Below are 14,718 nucleotides of genomic sequence, written 5' to 3'. Positions count from 1 at the left end.
AAGGTCAGCCGCCCGAGACGAGCTCCGCACACCGCTCGCCCACCAGCATCACGGTGATGTTGGGGTTGACCGTGGTGTGCTCGGGGAAGACGGACGCGTCCGCCACCCGCAGGCCCGCGGTGCCCTTGACCCGCAGCTCGGGGTCCACGGGCGACATCGGGTCGTCGGCCGCACCCATGCGCACGGTCCCCACCGGGTGGTAGACGGTGTTGTGCGTGCGCCGGATGTAGTCGGCGAGCTCGGCGTCGGTCTGCGCGCCCGGGCCGGGGTACAGCTCCCGCTCGATCCAGTCCTTGAGCGGTCCCGCCTCCGCGATCTCCCGCGCCTTCCGGATGCCCGCGATCATCACCTTCATGTCATGCCCCTCGGGGTCGGTGAAGTACCGCGGGTCCACCTTGGGCTTGTCCCGGAAGTCCCGCGACCGCAGCCGGACGGTGCCGCGCGAGCGCGCGTGCGTGACGTTCGGCGTGAGGCAGAAGGTGTTCTCCGCCGTGGGGTAGCCCTGGCGCAGCGTGTGCATGTCGAAGGGCACGCTGCCGTAGTGCATCATCAGGTCCGGCCGGTCGAGGCCGTACTCGGTGGGGGTGAAGATGCCGATCTCCCACCACTGGGTCGACTCGCGCACCATCGGCTGCGAGGTCTCGAAGCCGATCACGCCCTCCGGGTGGTCCTGCAGGTGCGCGCCGACGCCGGGGGAGTCGACGAGCACGTCGACGCCGGTCTCGCGCAGGTGATCCGCGGGGCCGATCCCCGAGAGCATGAGCAGCTTCGGCGAATCGATCGCGCCCGCGCTGACGATCACCTCGCGGCGCGCGGCCACGAACGTGGTGCGGCCGAAGGCGTTGTCCGTGATGTCCACGCCCGTTGCGCGGGGCGTTCCGCCGCTCGTGTCGAAGACGACCTTCTTCGCCCACGCGCCGGTGCGGATCGTGAGGTTCTCCCGGTCCAGCACGGGGTGCAGGTAGCTCACCGACGAGGACGAACGCGTCCCGTCGGCCCGGCGGTTGATCTGGAAGAAGCCGGCGCCGTTGGTCACCGTCGTCCCGGTGTTGAACTCGGCCCGCGGGATGCCCACCTCCTCGCAGGAATCCAGCAGGGCGACGCCGCACGGGTCCTTCGGCGGCACGGACATGATGTGCACGGGCCCGGACCGGCCGTGGTGCTCGCCGGGGGCGTCGTTGGTCTCGATCTTCGGGTACAAGCGGTACACCGAATCGGCGCCCCACCCGGCGGCGCCGTGGTCGCGCTCCCAGGAGTCCAGGTCCTCGCGCGGCGCCCAGAAGGCGATGCAGCTGTTGTGGGAACTGCAGCCGCCCAGCACCTTCGCGCGGGCGTGCCGCATGAAGGAGTTCCCGTTCTCCTGCGGCTCGATGGGGTAGTCCCAGTCGTACCCCGACTCCAGCAGCTCCATCCACCGGTCCAGTTGCAGGATCGCCTCGTCGCCCACGTCCGACGGTCCCGCCTCCAGCAGGCAGACCGTCACCGTCGGGTCCTCCGACAGGCGCGCGGCGACCGCGGCCCCGGCCGATCCGGCACCCACCACCACGTAGTCGAAGACGTCCTCGTCCCGTGCGTCCTCAGCGCTCACTTAGGCGTCCTTCCGCTCGGCGAACCATCCGGTCACGGACGGCCGCAGGTTCTCGTACACGTGCTTGGCCTCGAGGTACTCGCCGAGGCCGGTGGGCCCGAGCTCGCGCCCGATGCCCGATGCGCCGAATCCTCCCCACTCCGCCTGGGGGAGGTACGGGCCGAAGTCGTTGATCCAGACGGTGCCGTGCCGCAGTCGGCGCGCCACCCGCTTGGCCCGACCGCCGTCCGCCGACCACACGGCGCCCGCGAGGCCGTACTCGGTGTCATTGGCGATGGCCACGGCCTCGTCCTCGGTCGTGAAGGTTTCGACGGTGACGGTGGGCCCGAAGGCCTCGTCGTGCACGCAGGCCATCGACGGATCGCACTGGTCCAGCACCGTCGGGAGGTAGAAGAAGCCCGCGTCCAGAGAACCCGAGCCCTGGTCGCCCGTGGCGAAGGCGCCGCCCGTGCGGACCACCGCACCGTCCTCGCGGGCCTTCTCGACGTAGGCGTGCACCTTGTCGCGGTGCGCGGCGGAGATCAGCGGCCCGGTCTCGGTGCCCTCGGTGTAGGGCAGGCCCTGCCGGATGCCCTCGGCGCGGCGGACGAGCTCGTCGACGAAGGCGTCGTGCACGGACTCCTCGACGACGAGGCGCGCGCCCGCGGAGCACACCTGGCCCGAGTGCAGGAAGGCGGCGTTGAGCGCGTTGTCGACCGCGGCCGCAAGGCCTTCCGGCGTGGCGCAGGCGTCGGCGAAGATCACGTTGGGGTTCTTGCCGCCCAGCTCGAGCGCCACCTTCTTCACGGTCCCGGAGGCGTTCGCGGCGATGAGGCGGCCCGTCACGAGGCCGCCCGTGAACGAGACGAGGTCGACGTCGGGATGCGTGGACAACGGCGCGCCGGCCTGCGCCCCGGCGCCGAGGACGAGGTTGGCCACGCCGTCGGGCAGACCCACCTCCTGCAGCACCTTCATCAGCAGGATCGAGGTGTGCGGGGTGAGCTCGGAGGGCTTGAGCACGAACGTGTCCCCGGCCGCCAGCGCCGGCGCGACCTTCCACGCGGCCTGCAACAGCGGGTAGTTCCAGGGGGTGATCATCGCGCACACGCCGACCGGCTCGTAGACGATCTGCGAGGCGACGTCGGCGGAGCCGGCGTCCACGATGCGCCCGCTGTCCTGGCCGGCGAGCTTGCCGAAATAGCGGAAGCAGGCGGCGATGTCGGCCATGTCGAGCTCGGACTCGTACAGCCGCTTGCCGGTGTCGGCGGTCTCGGCGCGCGCGAACTCGTCGCGGCGGCGGTCGATCGCGTCGGCGACGCGCAGCAGCAGATCGCCGCGCTCCGCGGCGGAGGTGAGCGGCCAGGGGCCGGTGTCGAAGGCCCGACGCGCCGCGGCGATCGCGGCCTCGGTGTCGGCGGCGGTCGCCTCGTCGACGACGCCGGCCTCCGAGCCGTCGGCGGGGCAGACGATCGTGCGGGTGCCGCCGCCCTCGCTGTGGCGCCAGGCGCCGTCGATGAACAGGGTGGGTTCGGTCATGCGGGTGTCCCTTCGGTTTCCGTGGACGCGTCGGCGTCGGGATCGGTGCGGGTGACGGCGGATTCGTCGTGGCCGTCGTGATGGTCGCCTGCGGCGCGCCGCAGGTGCAGGTAGCCGAGGTGTCGCTCGTACTGGTCGAGGATGTCGCCGATGATCTGCTCACGGGTGTAGCCGCCCAGCGTGTACCCCTGCGAGCCCTCGGCGAGATAGACCTCGCAGCGGAAGTAGCGGTCGTCGGAGCGCTGCGCGAGGATCGCGTAGCTCGGCGCCGGCGCCGAGACCGGCCACACGCAGTACTCGAAGTGCGGCTCGCCGGCCAGGTCGACCTTGAGCGTGGGGGAGGGGAGCGATTCACTGCGGCCGGACTCGTCGATCGTGGCGGAGACGCCCTCGGCGGCGAATTCGGCTGCCACGTCGCGCATCGCGGGCGCCACCGAGTTCTCGAGGAAGCGCAGCGTCGCGGCGCGGCCCGGGTACTGGACCGTCGCGAGGAGCCGGCGACGCCAGCTGCCCGGCTCTCCGCCGCTGCGCCCGGCCGCGAGCGACTTCGGCAGCGCGGTGCGGTAGCTGTCGTGTTTGTAGGACTCGGTGTGCAGCGCCCGCAGCAGCGCGATGCCCACCAGGGCGAGCACGAAGGAGAAGGGCAGGCCCATGATGATGGTCGCCTTCTGCAGCGTCACGATCGATCCCTCGTTGCCGGCGAACAGCATCGCTAGCGTGAGCAGGCCGATCGCGAAGGACCAGAAGATGCGGGTGCTCCGCGCGCAGTCCGCCATCGGGTCGTCGAGCTTGCTGGTGAAGTTGCCCATCACCAGGGAGCCGGAGTCGGCGCTGGTGACGTAGAACAGCAGCCCGGTGATGGTGGCGATCGCCAGGAGCAGTGGTGCGCCGGGGTACTTCTCGAGCAGCGAGTAGAAGCCCACCTCGGGCGTCGACGCGGTGGCCTCCGCGAAGCCCTTGTCGCCGCGGGCCACATCGAGGGCGCTGTTCCCGAACACCGAGATCCACACCAGGATGAAGCTGAACGGGACCACCAGCACGCCGAACACGAACTGGCGCAGGGTGCGGCCGCGCGAGATCCGCGCGAGGAACAGGCCCACGAACGGCGCCCACGCCACCCACCACGCCCAGAAGAACAGCGTCCACGCGTCGAGCCAGCCCGACGGGTCGTTGCCCGGGACCTCGGGGTTCACCTGGCCCCACGCGAAGGTGTCCATCGTGCGATCGAGGAAGGTCGAGACGTAGTCGCCGGTGTTCTGCACCAGCGCGTTGAGCAGGAAGTCGGACTTCCCGGCGACGAGGATGTACACCAGCATCAGGATCGCGAGGATCACGTTGAGCTCACTGAGCCGGCGGATGCCCTTGTCGACGCCGGAGGTGGCGGAGATCGTCGCGACGATGACCGACAGCACGATGAGCCCGATCTGCGCGGCCTTGCCCTGCGGGATGCCGAACAGCGTGTTGAGCCCGTAGTTGAGCTGCACGATGCCGATGCCGAGCGAGGTCGCGATGCCGAAGATGGTGCCGAGCACGGCGGCCACGTCGACCGCGTCGCCGAGCCGGCCGTGCACGCGCTTGCCGAGGATCGGGTACAGCGCCGCGCGGATCGTCAGCGGCAGGTTGTGCCGGAAGGCGAAGTAGGCCAGCGCCCCGCCCATGAGGGCGTACATCGCCCAGCCGGTGAGGCCGTAGTGGAAGACGGTCCAGGTCACCGCCTCGCGTGCGGCGTGGTTCGTCTCCCCGGTGCCGACCGGGGGGTTCATGTAGTGGCTCACCGGTTCGGCGACGGAGAAGAACATCAGATCGATGCCGATGCCCGCCGCGAAGAGCATCGACGTCCAGGTGAAGAGGCTGTACTCGGGGCGCGATTCCTCGGGACCGAGGCGGTACGTCCCGTAGCGGCTCAGGCCGATGAAGACGACCACGCCGACGATGGCCGTCGCGAGGAGGAAGTACCACCAGCCGAACCAGGTGGTGATGAAGTCGACCACGCCGCTGATCACGCTCTCCGCGGTCTCGGGAGAGGCGAGTGCCCACACGGCGAGGGCGAGGACCGAGCCCGCGGCGGCGAAGAAGACTCGGTGGTTCAAGGAGCTCGTCGGTGTCGGTGTGTTCTCTACTGGTTTCGATGTTCGTGAGGATTCAGAATCACTCATATCGTTCGACGTTACCGTGGTGGGCGTGAAACCGGACGAGGTCGGTCATTACCCGGACGCGCCGCGGTGACGGTGATCCGCGCCTATCGCGCCGCCGACGCGGCCGCCCTGCGTGCTCTGTTCGTGCGCGCCGGCGCGGGCTCGCCGTCGGGGGAACTGTGGCGGCACCCGGCGTCGGAGAGGGCCGTCTACCTGGACCCCTACATCGAGCACTGCCCGGAATCGCTGTTCGTCGCCGAGCGCGACGGGGCGCTCGTCGGCTATCTCACGGGCTGCCCTCCGGGGTCGTCCCTGCCCTCGGAAGACGACCGGCTGGTCGCCGCGCTCCGTAGCCCGGCCGTGCTGCTGCGTCCGGCGACGGCGCGATTCCTCGGGCGCGCCGCGCTGGACCTCGCGACGGTGTGCCGCCGCGAACCGTCGGCCTCGGGAGAGCTGAAGGACGAGCGCTGGCCCGCCCACCTGCACATCGACGTCGCGCCGGAGGCGCGGGGGACCGGCGCGGCGTACGGACTCATGGAGGCGTGGACCGAGGCCCTGAACGGCGCCGGCTGCCACCTGCAGACGCTCGTAGAGAACGTCCGTGCGGTGCGGTTCTTCGAGCGCTGCGGGTTCGTCCCGCACGGCCCCAGCCCGACGGTGCCGGGCGTGCGGTACCGCGGCGCCCGGGTCCACCAGCTCACCATGGTGCGGCCTTGTCCGGCGGCATGAGAAACTGACAGGTGACGTGTGCCGGGAACCCGGCCAGCCGCCCGAGGAGTGAGACCGATTCCCAGCTTCGCCGATACCACCTTCACGGATCCCGCCCGGATCCGTAACTTCTGCATCATCGCGCACATCGACCACGGCAAGTCGACCCTGGCCGACCGGATGCTGCAGCTCACGGGTGTGGTCGAGGAGCGCGCCATGCGGGCGCAGTACCTCGACCGGATGGACATCGAGCGCGAGCGCGGCATCACCATCAAGGCGCAGAACGTGCGGTTGCCGTGGACGGTCAAGGGAGAGGACGGCTCCGACGAGGAGTACGTCCTGCACATGATCGACACGCCGGGCCACGTGGACTTCACCTACGAGGTCTCCCGCGCCCTGGAGGCCTGCGAGGGAGCGATCCTCCTGGTCGACGCCGCGCAGGGCATCGAGGCGCAGACGCTGGCGAACCTGTACCTGGCGATGGACAAGGACCTGGAGATCATCCCGGTCCTCAACAAGATCGACCTCCCCGCCGCCGATCCCGATCGCTACGCCGAGGAGATCGCGCACATCACCGGCTGCGAGCCGGAGGACGTGCTGCGGGTCTCGGGCAAGACCGGCGTCGGCGTCGACGCCCTGCTCGACCGCGTGATCGAGAAGGTCCCGCCGCCCGTCGGCGACGCCGACGCGCCCGCCCGCGCGATGATCTTCGACTCCGTCTACGACACCTACCGCGGCGTCGTCACCTACATCCGCGTGGTCGACGGGAAGATCGTCCCGCGCGAGAAGATCCAGATGATGTCGACCGGCGCCACCCACGAACTGCTCGAGGTCGGCATCGTCTCGCCCGAGCCGAAGCCCTCGAAGGGCCTGGGCGTGGGCGAGGTGGGCTACCTCATCACCGGCGTGAAGGACGTGCGCCAGTCGAAGGTCGGCGACACCGTGACCACCGCGCGCAAGGGCGCCGAGGAGCCGCTGACGGGCTACGAGGAGCCCCGGCCGATGGTCTACTCGGGCCTCTACCCGGTGGACGGATCGGACTACCCGGCGCTGCGTGAGGCGCTGGACAAGCTGCAGCTCAACGACGCCGCGCTGACCTACGAGCCGGAGACCTCCGTGGCGCTCGGCTTCGGCTTCCGCTGCGGCTTCCTCGGGCTGCTGCACATGGAGATCACCCGCGAGCGGCTGCAGCGCGAGTTCGGCCTCGACCTGATCTCCACGGCGCCCAACGTCGTTTACCGCGTGGTCGGCGAGGACGGCAAGGAGCTGATCGTCACCAACCCGTCGGACTGGCCCGACGGCAAGCTGCGCGAGACCTACGAGCCGATCACCAAGACCACGATCATCGCGCCGAGCGAGTTCGTCGGCACGATCATGGAGCTGTGCCAGTCGCGGCGCGGCGAGCTCGGCGGCATGGACTACCTGTCGGAGAGCCGCGTCGAGCTGCGCTACACGCTGCCGATGGCGGAGATCATCTTCGACTTCTTCGACTCGCTGAAGTCGCGGACCCGCGGCTACGCCTCGCTGGACTACGAGGAGGCCGGCGAGCAGCAGTCCGACCTGGTCAAGGTCGACATCCTGCTGCAGGGCGAGGCCGTCGACGCGTTCAGCGCGATCGTGCACCGCGACGGCGCCCAGGCCTACGGCAACAAGATGACCGTCAAGCTCAAGGAACTCATCCCGCGCCAGCAGTTCGAGGTGCCGGTGCAGGCCGCGATCGGCTCGAAGATCATCGCCCGCGAGAACATCCGCGCCATCCGCAAGGACGTGCTCGCCAAGTGCTACGGCGGCGACATCAGCCGTAAGCGCAAGCTGCTCGAGAAGCAGAAGGAGGGCAAGAAGCGCATGAAGACGATCGGTCGGGTCGACGTGCCGCAGGAGGCGTTCGTGGCAGCGCTGTCGTCCGACTCCTCGGCCGACAAGCCCAAGGGGAAGTAGGGGCCGGTCATGGGCGGTGGGCACGATCACGGGCCGAAGGCCCCGCTCCGCCCGGACCTGTCGAAGTACGCGCTGGTGGCGGTCGCCGCCGGCGTACTCACCATTGGGCTCAAGGTCCTCGCCTGGCGGCTGACCGGCTCGGTCGGCCTGTTGTCGGACGCCGCCGAGTCCTCGGTGAACCTCGTGGCCGCGATCGCGGCCTACGTGGCGCTCAAGGTGGCCGCCCGGCCCGCCGACCGCGGCCACAACTTCGGGCACACCAAGGCCGAGTACTTCTCGGCGGTGCTCGAGGGCGTGATGATCGTGGTCGCGGCCGGGGTCATCATCGTCTCCGCGGTCAACCGCCTGTTCCACCCGCAGGAACTCGAGCAGGTGGGGACGGGCCTCGCGATCTCCGTCCTGGCCACGGCCATCAACGGAGCCGTCGGCCTGTACCTGCTCCGGGTGGGCCGGGCACATCGGTCCCTGGCGCTGCAGGCCGACGGCAAGCACCTCCTCACCGACGTCTGGACCACGGTCGGCGTGATCGCCGGCGTGCTCTTGGTGGCGCTCACCGGCTGGCTGCCGCTCGACCCGCTCATCGCCATCGCCGTCGCGGTGAACATCCTCGTCGTGGGCGTCCGCCTCGTGCTGGGCTCGGGTGCGGGCCTCATGGACGCGGCCATGCCCGACGAGGACCGGGCGCGCCTCGACGAGGTGCTCGACCGGCACCGCTCCGACGGCATCGAGTTCCACGACGTCAGGACCCGGGAATCCGGGCACGAGCGGTTCGCGCAGATGCACATGCTGGTCCCCGGGGAGTGGACCGTGGAGCGCGCGCACGACCTGTCGGAACAGGTGGAGCAGGAACTGGCGGAGCAGTTCGCGGACCTGCGCACCACGATCCACGTCGAGCCGATCGGCGATCCTCGGGCCTACGAGGACTGGCGCCTGAACTGACCCGGAGTCAGCGCCGGTCGATGGTGCCGCTCAATGCTTCCAGCCCGTCGCGGTAGATGCCCGCGAACAGGGTCTCGAGCTCGGCCTCGGTCCCCGTGCCGGGGAAGAACCTGCCCGACCACTGGACTTCGGCCTCGTCGGGACGGCTCGGGATCGAATGCACCCGAATCGTGGAATCGTAGGCGCTCACCGGGAAGGGCGAGTCGACGATCGTGTAGCTGTAGGACCGCCGGGCGGCGTCGAAGGAGGTCAATTCCTCGGTGACGACGCCGCCGTCAGCGGTCGTGAGCCGTCGTACCCGGCCACCGCGCTCGAGTGTGCTCGCGGTGATGAACGGGAGCCAGTCCGGGAGGGAGCCGAATCCGCCGATGAGGTTCCAGACGACGTCGGGTGCGGCGGAGACGGTGCGGCTCAGGGAGATCGATGCCATGATGTGTTCCTTTCGAGGAGATCAGTGTCCGCCGGGGAGCGGTGCCGCGGCGTCCACGAGTCCCGAGGCTCGGAGGTCCGCCCAGAAGGCGTCGGGAACCGTCGTCGCGAGCGCGGCGACGTCCTCGGCGATCCGCGAGGGGCGGCTCGCCCCGGGGATGACGGCGGCAGAGACCGGATGCGCGAGGGAGAATTGGAGTGCGGCGGCCTTGATCGGGATGCCGTGGCGGTCGGTCAGCGCGCGGAGGCGGGTGACGCGCTCGAGGACGTGGTCGGGTGCCTGCTGGTACTCGAAGGTGGTGCCACCCGCGAGGACTCCGGAGCTGTACGGGCCTCCGACCACCATGCTCACGCCCTGTTCCTCCGCCAGTGGCAGCAGGCGGGAGAGCGCGGCGCGGTGGTCGAGCAGCGTGTACCGGCCTGCGAGGAGGAACGCGTCGGGGCGCGGCTCGTCCAGCGCCAGGGTGAGCTCGATCGGCTCGACCTTGTTGACGCCCAGGCCCCACGTGGTGATGACGCCCTGCTCCCGCAGGTCCTGCAGGACGCGGAACGCCCCGGTGCGTGCGATCTCGAAGTGGTGCAGCCAGTCGTCGCCGTGGAAGTCCTGCGCGATGTCGTGCACCCAGACGGCGTCGATCCGGTCCACGCCCATGCGGGTGAGGCTGTCCTCGATCGATCGCTTGGTGGCGTCGGCGCTGTAGTCGTCGACCATCCGGTTCGGGAGGCCGTGCTCGAAGAGGCCGCCCTTCTCGCCCAGGTCGCGCGCGGAGGTGTCCTCGACGTCGTCGAGGATCACCCGCCCCACCTTCGTGGAGAGGACGTAGTCGTCCCGGTCGTGCTGCGAGAGCATCTCGCCGAGGCGGATCTCGGCGAGCCCCGCCCCGTAGAAGGGAGCGGTGTCGTAGTAACGGACGCCCTGGTCCCAGGCCGAATCGAGGGTGGCGCGGGCCTCCTCGTCGGGGATGGCGCGGAACATGTTGCCCATCGGGGCGGTGCCGAAGCCGAGCGGGCTCCGGAGAAGATCGTGGAAGCTCATGATGCCTTTCGGGTGTTCGAGTGTTCGGGTGTCGGAAGGTGGGGGATTCAGCCGTTGAAGGCGGCCGGGTGCGGGCCGGTGCGGCCGTCGGCCTCCAGCGCGTCGATGGCGGCGATCTCGGTGTCGTCGAGCGTGAAGCCGAACAGGTCGAGGTTCGCCGCGATGCGGCTGGGCGTCACCGACTTCGGGATGACGACGGTGCCGTGCTGCAGGTGCCAGCGCAGCACCACCTGCGCCGGCGTGACGCCGTGGCGCGCCGCGGCGGCGGTGACCGCGGGCGAGTCCAGGGCCGCGCCCTGGGCGAGCGGGCTCCAGGCCTCGGTCGCGATGCCGAGGCGGCGGTTCGCGGCCGTCGTCGCGCGGTTCTGCAGGGCCGGGTGCAGTTCGATCTGGTTGACGGCGGGCAGGATCCCGCCGAGCCCGGCGATCCGTTCGAGGTGCTCGGGCAGGAAGTTGGAGACCCCGATGGACCGGGTGCCCGCGCCGCGGAGCTCCTGCAGCTCGCGCCAGGTGTCGAGGTACGCGTCGGTGGCCGGCGCCGGCCAGTGGATGAGGTACAGGTCGACCTGGTCGAGCCCGAGCCGCTCGAGGCTCGCCTCGAGTGCGGGGCGCGCCCGGTCCGCGCCGAGGTCCGCGACCCACAGCTTGGTGGTGATGAAGAGCTCCTCGCGGGGGATCGCCGCGGCCGCGAGGGCGCGACCCACGCCGGCCTCGTTGCCGTAGATCATGGCGGTGTCGATGCTGCGGTAGCCGGCCTCGAGGGCCGCCTCGACGGCGCGCTGGGCCTCGTCGTCCGGTACCTGGAAGACGCCGAAGCCGACGTGGGGCATGAGGACGCCGTCGTTGAGCGTGACGGTCGGGATGGTGGTCATGGGGGTTCTCCTCGGTGTGTGAAGGGGGTGAACGTGAGTCACGCGGCGACGGGGACCGGCGCGGGCGCCGGGGCGGGGGCGTGCTCGCCGCCGGCGACACGGGTGGCGACGACGTAGGCGACGAGGCCCGCGAGGGTGATGCCGGCGCCCACCCAGAGCGGCGAGACGTAGCCGAGGCCGGCCGCGAGGGTGAGCCCGCCCGCCCAGGCGCCGAAGGCGTTGCCCAGGTTGAACGCGGCGATGTTGGCGCCGGAGGCGAGCGTGGGGGCGTCGGCGGCGTAGTTCATGATGCGCATCTGCAGGCCCGGCACCGTCGCGAAACCGAAGGCGCCCATCAGGACCAGGGCGACGACGGTCGCGACCTGGGACGTGGCGGTGAGGGCGAAGACGCCGAGCACGACGGTCAGGGCGGCGAGCAGGACGATGAGCGTGAGCGGCAGGTTCCGGTCGGCGGCGCGACCACCGAGCAGGTTGCCGACGAACAGGCCGACGCCGAACAGGACGAGCAGCCACGGCACGGAGGACGACGCGAAGCCGCCGACCTCGGTCAGAGTGAAGGCGATGTAGGTGAAGGCGCCGAACATGCCGCCGTAGCCGAGCACGGTGACCAGCATCGACAGCCACACCTGGCGGCTGCGGAAGATCCGGAACTCGGCGAAGGGATTGGCGCCGGTCGTCGCAGCCGGGGTCGTGCGCACCAGCGCGGCGATGCCGGCGAGGGCGACGACGCCGATGGCGGTGATGGCCCAGAACGTCGAGCGCCAGCCCGCGGCCTGGCCGAGGAAGGTGCCGAGCGGGACGCCGAGGACGTTCGACACGGTGAGGCCCGCGAACATGATGGAAATCGCTGCGGCGCGCTTGTTCTCGGGAACGAGATCGGCGGCGACGACGGCGCCGATGCCGAAGAAGGCGCCGTGGCACAGCGCGGCGACGATGCGCCCGGCGAGCATGAACTCGTAGCTGTCGGCGAGGGCGGACATCATGTTGCCGACGATGAACAGGACCAGGAGGCCGAGGAGGGCGTGCTTGCGGTTGACCCGCCCGAGCGCCGCGGTGAGGATGATGCCGCCGATGGCCACGGACAGCGCGTATCCGGAGATGAGGTAGCCGGCGACGGTCTCAGTGACCCCGAAGTCGGCGGCGACCTCGGGGAGGAGGCCCATGATGACGAACTCGGTGAGTCCGATGCCGAAGCCGCCGAGGGCGAGCGCGAGGAGCGCGAGAGGCATGAGTGTTCCTTCGATGAGTGGAATCTATGAGCGCGTCTGCAATCACCGGCGTCTGCAGTAGTTGCACACACAACGACTAGATAGTTGCACACGCGGGTAATCCTCGCAAGGTGCTATGCTCGTCGTCACGAGGAAAGGGGTGCCGACCATGGGTATCGCCGACGATGCGGTGGAGATCCGCGCGCAGGGCTGGCGCACGCTCGTGGCCCTGCACGCGCTCATCGAGAACGAACTGGAGCGGTCGCTGCAGTCGGGTCACGACCTCTCCGTGGTCGAGTACACCGTGCTCGATGCTCTGAGCCGCCAGGACGGCTGGCACATGCGCATGCGTCAACTCGCTCGTGCCGCGGCGTTGTCCAGTAGTGCGACGACGCGCCTCGTCACGCGCCTCGAGGATCGGGGGCTGCTCACTCGGATCCTGTGCGCCGACGATCGTCGCGGGATCTATACCGAGCTCACTCCGGCCGGCTGGGAGCTGCTCACGGCGGCGCGTCCGACGCACGAGCGGGTGCTGCGGGACGCCCTCGCCGAGGCTGCGGAGCAGCCCGAGCTGAGGCTTCTCGTCGACGCGGTTCACGTGAAGGCTCCTGAGGCGGCGCCCGCCTCCTGACCGGCTCTGCTGTGAATCACGGGAAACTCCAGCAACTTCCGTCTCTCCAGTTGTCCGATATGTTGGTTTTCCCTACCTTTCGCGCGACAATGTGACCGGCGTCACACTGGCGCCGGGCCGCGTCGGCGGCCAGTCGTCGTTCGACGGAGGATTGGGGAGATCAACCATGAAGATGAGGACAACCGGAGTGCTCGGGCTCGCTTTCGCGGGCGTCGCATCGATGCTCTCGGTCGGTACGGCCGCCGCGGATCCCGCGCCGCCGTACGTGGATCTGCAGGCGTTCGGCTACGTCAGTTGCGGCGGTCCGCTGCCGGACAGGGCCGAGCCGAACTCGCTGACCGACCACGGCTGGGTCACCAACCACGGGCCGGGAACGGCCTACGACGTGCGGGTGTGGTTCAACGGCGGTGGCAGCAAGTCCGTCGGCATGTTGGCGCCGGGGCAGTCGCTCCAGATCGAGCAGGTCGTGCCGAGCTGGGGCTGCCCGTTCCGCGCGATCCCCGTCAAGGCGTCGACGAGCACCTACGACATCAACAGCGGCAACAACTGGTGGGCGGCGCGCAACTGAGGGCGTGCCGGCTCACTCAGGCGAGCGTCGCCTCGAGGCCGAGGAACCGCCCGTAGTCGCGGACGGGGCCCGCGAGGCGGCGCTTCGCCGTCGCGGTGATCTTGGCGAAGGGTTCGATCGTCACGGTCACCGTCTTCGCGGTGGCCTTCTTGGACCACACGCCCACGATCTCGCCGTCGATCACGACCATCGGCTTGAAGACGCCGTTGCGCCCCGGCACGATCCGGCTCAGGTACCCCTCGTCGAGCTGGGCTGCGCGCGAACCGTATCCGATGATGTACTCGTCGAAGCCGGGGAGGAGCAGGGGGCGCGCGAGTGCTTCGTCGACCTCTGCGTCCGTCAGGTCGACGGTGCCGGGCGCGACCAGGTACCGCGTGCCCGCGAGCGTCACCTGTTCGACGGCGCCGTCCGCGGCCGCGATGCCCTCGTCGACGGCGCCCATCGGGAGATAGGCCCACTTCCCGATGTCCTGCCGGGTCACGGGGCCACGGCCGGCGACGAACCGGGAGACCGCCTCGCCGAGAGCATGTTCCGGATCCCGGCGCTCCGTCACCCAGTCGTCGGCCAGGGCGAAGACGTCGGCCTTCGGCGCGGGGTCGGCGAAGACGATCGCCATGAGCTCGGTGAGGTCCCTCAGGATGTGGCCGGTCTGCGAGTTATCCAGCGGCAGTACGGCATCCGCGCACGCGGCGACGAGCTCGGGCCGGGTGCGGGAGGCGCCGTCGGCGAGCTCCGCCCGGATGATCCGCTCGGCGTCCGCCATCATCGTCTCCGTGATCCCGAGCTGGGGGCGGCGCTTCGCGGCCTCCGCGCGCGAGCGGACGGTGAGCGCGGCGCTGAGCCAGTGCAGGTCCTCCGGCGCGGTGATCTGCAGGGTGCCGCGCGCGGGACGGTTCCGGGTGATCCGCCCCGCGGCGAGGTCGCCCAGCACCGTCGCGTCGTCGGGGTGCTCGGACGCGCGCAGCGAGAGCGCGAACCGCGCCGCGGCACCGTCCTGCGCCTGAATCGCGAGCATGCCGCGCGCCGCGTCCGGGGCGGTGCGCCAGTCCCGCACGCCGGGCACGAGTCCCTGGGCGCGGAGGCGGAGCGCACGGATGCGGCGGATCTCGGGATCGACGGCGGCCATGGGCGGAATCCTGCCACGGGCGTAA

At 70.3% G+C, this 14,718-nt stretch carries 13 protein-coding genes; 5 read left to right on the top strand and 8 right to left on the bottom strand.

Annotated elements, in window-relative coordinates:
* Window positions 1-4: 4 nt before the first annotated feature.
* From WFK95_RS18570 to betT, 3 genes are read right to left on the bottom strand one after another with little or no spacing between them, the layout of a single operon-like run.
* A complete protein-coding gene (locus WFK95_RS18570; RefSeq protein WP_224646431.1) occupies window positions 5-1,588 on the bottom strand; it encodes a GMC family oxidoreductase in 1,584 nt (527 codons plus the stop codon).
* On the bottom strand, window positions 1,589-3,103 hold the full coding sequence (locus WFK95_RS18565; protein WP_224646434.1) for an aldehyde dehydrogenase family protein: 1,515 nt from the start codon (window positions 3,101-3,103) through the stop codon (window positions 1,589-1,591).
* A complete protein-coding gene (gene betT / locus WFK95_RS18560; RefSeq protein WP_336671527.1) occupies window positions 3,100-5,259 on the bottom strand; it encodes a choline BCCT transporter BetT in 2,160 nt (719 codons plus the stop codon). The genes WFK95_RS18565 and betT overlap by 4 nt, the downstream gene beginning before the upstream one ends.
* Window positions 5,260-5,325: 66 nt before the next feature.
* Between betT and WFK95_RS18555 the strand changes: the two genes are divergently transcribed.
* From WFK95_RS18555 to WFK95_RS18545, 3 genes are read left to right on the top strand one after another with little or no spacing between them, the layout of a single operon-like run.
* A complete protein-coding gene (locus WFK95_RS18555; protein WP_336671526.1) occupies window positions 5,326-5,967 on the top strand; it encodes a GNAT family N-acetyltransferase in 642 nt (213 codons plus the stop codon).
* Window positions 5,968-6,015: 48 nt separating this feature from the next.
* On the top strand, window positions 6,016-7,884 hold the full coding sequence (lepA, locus tag WFK95_RS18550) for a translation elongation factor 4 (protein WP_224646439.1): 1,869 nt from the start codon (window positions 6,016-6,018) through the stop codon (window positions 7,882-7,884).
* Window positions 7,885-7,893: 9 nt separating this feature from the next.
* Window positions 7,894-8,823, top strand: coding sequence for a cation diffusion facilitator family transporter (locus WFK95_RS18545; protein ID WP_336671525.1), 930 nt, complete (start codon window positions 7,894-7,896; stop codon window positions 8,821-8,823).
* A 7-nt stretch (window positions 8,824-8,830) separates the two neighbouring features.
* Here WFK95_RS18545 and WFK95_RS18540 read toward each other — a convergent pair whose 3' ends face one another.
* Genes WFK95_RS18540 through WFK95_RS18525 form a run of 4 tightly spaced genes read right to left on the bottom strand, consistent with a single transcriptional unit; the run spans window position 8,831 to window position 12,389 of the window.
* Entirely contained in the window at window positions 8,831-9,253 is a 423-nt protein-coding gene (locus WFK95_RS18540) for an SRPBCC family protein (protein WP_336671524.1), read from the bottom strand.
* Window positions 9,254-9,274: 21 nt separating this feature from the next.
* A complete protein-coding gene (locus WFK95_RS18535) occupies window positions 9,275-10,288 on the bottom strand; it encodes an aldo/keto reductase (RefSeq protein WP_336671523.1) in 1,014 nt (337 codons plus the stop codon).
* Window positions 10,289-10,335: 47 nt separating this feature from the next.
* On the bottom strand, window positions 10,336-11,160 hold the full coding sequence (locus WFK95_RS18530) for an aldo/keto reductase (RefSeq protein WP_336671522.1): 825 nt from the start codon (window positions 11,158-11,160) through the stop codon (window positions 10,336-10,338).
* Between the two features lie 38 nt (window positions 11,161-11,198).
* Window positions 11,199-12,389, bottom strand: coding sequence for an MFS transporter (locus WFK95_RS18525; RefSeq protein ID WP_336671521.1), 1,191 nt, complete (start codon window positions 12,387-12,389; stop codon window positions 11,199-11,201).
* Between the two features lie 148 nt (window positions 12,390-12,537).
* Between WFK95_RS18525 and WFK95_RS18520 the strand changes: the two genes are divergently transcribed.
* Window positions 12,538-12,999 (top strand): MarR family winged helix-turn-helix transcriptional regulator, encoded by a 462-nt coding sequence (locus WFK95_RS18520; RefSeq protein WP_224646449.1) that lies wholly within the window; start codon window positions 12,538-12,540, stop codon window positions 12,997-12,999.
* A 166-nt stretch (window positions 13,000-13,165) separates the two neighbouring features.
* Window positions 13,166-13,567 (top strand): hypothetical protein, encoded by a 402-nt coding sequence (locus WFK95_RS18515; RefSeq protein WP_336671520.1) that lies wholly within the window; start codon window positions 13,166-13,168, stop codon window positions 13,565-13,567.
* A gap of 16 nt (window positions 13,568-13,583) precedes the next feature.
* Here the strand turns inward: WFK95_RS18515 and WFK95_RS18510 are convergent, their stop codons facing one another.
* Window positions 13,584-14,693: a winged helix DNA-binding domain-containing protein gene (locus tag WFK95_RS18510; protein ID WP_336671519.1), complete on the bottom strand. Its 1,110-nt coding sequence runs from the start codon at window positions 14,691-14,693 to the stop codon at window positions 13,584-13,586.
* Between the last annotated feature and the right edge of the window lie 25 nt (window positions 14,694-14,718).

Source organism: Tsukamurella sp. USMM236 (assembly GCF_037148755.1).
In the GTDB taxonomy this organism is placed as follows: Bacteria; Actinomycetota; Actinomycetes; order Mycobacteriales; family Mycobacteriaceae; genus Tsukamurella.
Note: the sequence above shows the minus strand (reverse complement) of the source record. Positions and strands in the feature narration are given on the sequence as shown.

Excerpts from the sequence above, each read along its gene's own strand:
- WFK95_RS18565 (WP_224646434.1), bottom strand. The coding sequence starts at position 3,103 with ATGACCGAACCCACCCTGTTCATCGACGGCGCCTGGCGCCACAGCGAG.
- betT (WP_336671527.1), bottom strand. The coding sequence starts at position 5,259 with ATGAGTGATTCTGAATCCTCACGAACATCGAAACCAGTAGAGAACACA.
- WFK95_RS18545 (WP_336671525.1), top strand. The coding sequence starts at position 7,894 with ATGGGCGGTGGGCACGATCACGGGCCGAAGGCCCCGCTCCGCCCGGAC.
- WFK95_RS18540 (WP_336671524.1), bottom strand. The coding sequence starts at position 9,253 with ATGGCATCGATCTCCCTGAGCCGCACCGTCTCCGCCGCACCCGACGTC.
- WFK95_RS18535 (WP_336671523.1), bottom strand. The coding sequence starts at position 10,288 with ATGAGCTTCCACGATCTTCTCCGGAGCCCGCTCGGCTTCGGCACCGCC.
- WFK95_RS18530 (WP_336671522.1), bottom strand. The coding sequence starts at position 11,160 with ATGACCACCATCCCGACCGTCACGCTCAACGACGGCGTCCTCATGCCC.
- WFK95_RS18525 (WP_336671521.1), bottom strand. The coding sequence starts at position 12,389 with ATGCCTCTCGCGCTCCTCGCGCTCGCCCTCGGCGGCTTCGGCATCGGA.
- WFK95_RS18520 (WP_224646449.1), top strand. The coding sequence starts at position 12,538 with ATGGGTATCGCCGACGATGCGGTGGAGATCCGCGCGCAGGGCTGGCGC.
- WFK95_RS18515 (WP_336671520.1), top strand. The coding sequence starts at position 13,166 with ATGAAGATGAGGACAACCGGAGTGCTCGGGCTCGCTTTCGCGGGCGTC.
- WFK95_RS18510 (WP_336671519.1), bottom strand. The coding sequence starts at position 14,693 with ATGGCCGCCGTCGATCCCGAGATCCGCCGCATCCGTGCGCTCCGCCTC.